The following is a 2,166-nucleotide window of genomic DNA, read 5'->3' on the forward strand; positions in this document are numbered from 1 at the left end:
TTTTTGTCGGGTGGACGACACCTGTTACCAAGTGCCGTCTCCCTAAGAACCCAGCGTGCAACTTTCACTGCACTAGGCTCAAGCCTCCACAAAGGCATCGTTTGATACCCAGCAACTTATAAAGCAGTCGGAGCAGGTTCGTTCCAAGAGTTACGAGCTAGCCTTTTGGACTTCCTTTTAGCCAAGTATTCTTGGTATTGAGGGTCAAATGGAGTCGCTGCACTTCGGATTTTCACATGCCTTTCTATTGGCACTTTGGCTATTTGGAAGAGATTGAACTGGCAATCCATATCCATGATCTTCTGCCAACCGTGAAACTGCCACTGGCCTTTTCGGTTGATGAAGTATTTTAGGGCGATCCAAGTTTTGGTTTTTGTTGGGTGACGCCTTTTAGCCCAGTGCCATAACGTATGGAATAGCTTGTGACCGACATATCCGAATACCTGTTTAGCCACGCAGTGTCGATAATAGTTCGACCACCCCCTGAGTTTCGGATTTATCAGTTTGATAAGATCGTTTACTGGGAGGGTTACGTGCTTTTTGACGAGTTCACGCAGATTACTTAAGAACATCAACGTATTGGATTTACTCGGCTTAATGAGTAATTTCCCTTTGTACTTCCTATGGTTGAACCCAAGAAAGTCAAAGCCATCGTTGATATGAGTAATGTGCGTTTTCTCTTCGGATAATGTTAAGCCTCTTTCCGCTAAGAAATCAGCAATCAACGGTTTGATATCGTTCTCCAACACTTCCTTTGAAGCGCAAGTGACGACGAAATCGTCGGCGTATCCAATGAAGTTAGCTCTTGCCCCCTTTTTGAGTGCAGTAGACTTAATGTGCTGTTCGAGACCAGATAGTGTCATTAACATCAAGGTTGGGGATATAATCCCGCCTTGAGGCGTGCCTTCATCGGTGTCGTAAAATAGCCCCTTGTCTACAAAGCCAGACTTTAGCCATTGCTTCAACATACGTTTATCAACAGCAACATTGTCCATAAGCCATTGATGCCCAATTTTGTCGAAACAAGCTTTGATGTCCCCTTCAAGAACCCATTGCGCTGACCGTTTCTGACTCAAACAGATAAAACACTGGCCGATTGCGTCAGCAGTGCTTCGTCTTGGTCTAAAACCGTAGCTATTAGGGTCGGCAAGGCTTTCTGACACAGGCTCTAATGCTAATAGGTAAAGAGCTTGTTGCGCTCTGTCTATTATGCACGGAATGCCCAATGGCCTAAGTTTGCCATTCTTTTTGGGGATATAGATACGCTTGAGCGGTTGGGCTTTGTATGCCTTTCTACTCAATTGATTAACTGCTTTCATGCGGCGTGTATCTGTATTCCAGATGACACCGTCTATTCCTGGTGTTTTACTGCCTTTGTTTTGAGATACTCGTTTAACAGCAAGAAGTTTTGCTGAGCGAGAATGAGTCAGTAGCCACTGCAAGGCTTTCGCTTTGCCGTGTTTACCTTCTCGAGTTGCCTTTGCGATACGCATCTGAAGCTTTAATACATGCGATTCAACGGATTTCCAGTCTATTGACTGCCATTGAGCACTGTCAGGAGAGGCACTAATCTCTTTTGAAATCATCATTTGCATTTCTCCTTGAATAAAGTTCTTCAAACTCTCTCGCAACGGGAGACCAGTCGGAAGTGGGCTCACTTTCGTGACCAGACACAAGTCTGTATCTGCATCGTTACAATGCAGCCTTCGCTTTTTCCAACCTCCTATACCTGCATCACTATCGGCCACATAGGCTTTCCCAGAGGGAGTGATACAGGCTTACCGTGTTCCGTATGTCGCGCAATGTCAGGTTAGATGCCCGCTATGGTGCGAAGAGTTCAATGATCACGAAAGAGCATGGGGCAATCTCTTTCCGACTCTCGTGCCTTTTGGCTACAGCGTATTAACCACTTCCGCTGTTTCATCACATAACGCACCTTACGCGGATTCACTTATGTTCATCATACTGACTACCTAGCACTCACCCGATTGTGGTTATCAGGAGGATCGTCCTCTCACGATTTAGATCCCGATTGGCAAATGCCAATCTTCGTTACATTGTCAGAGCCGCTACTTTATTCAGGCTCCTAGGTTCATCTGGTGATACAGATGGTTCACACGTTAAGCGGTGAACATCGCTTCATACGACCTCACGTCGCACGCCCCA

The 2,166-nt window shown here is 45.8% G+C and carries 1 protein-coding gene; it reads right to left on the reverse strand.

What is annotated here, in order from left to right; translation table 11 throughout:
* Positions 1–116: 116 nt before the first annotated feature.
* Positions 117–1,589 carry a group II intron reverse transcriptase/maturase gene (ltrA, locus tag RH85_RS17390; protein ID WP_006714018.1) on the reverse strand — a complete coding sequence of 491 codons (1,473 nt, stop codon included), beginning with the start codon at positions 1,587–1,589 and terminating at the stop codon, positions 117–119.
* Positions 1,590–2,166: the final 577 nt, after the last annotated feature.

This window comes from Vibrio ichthyoenteri ATCC 700023 (assembly GCF_000222605.1).
Taxonomy (GTDB): Bacteria; Pseudomonadota; Gammaproteobacteria; order Enterobacterales; family Vibrionaceae; genus Vibrio; species Vibrio ichthyoenteri.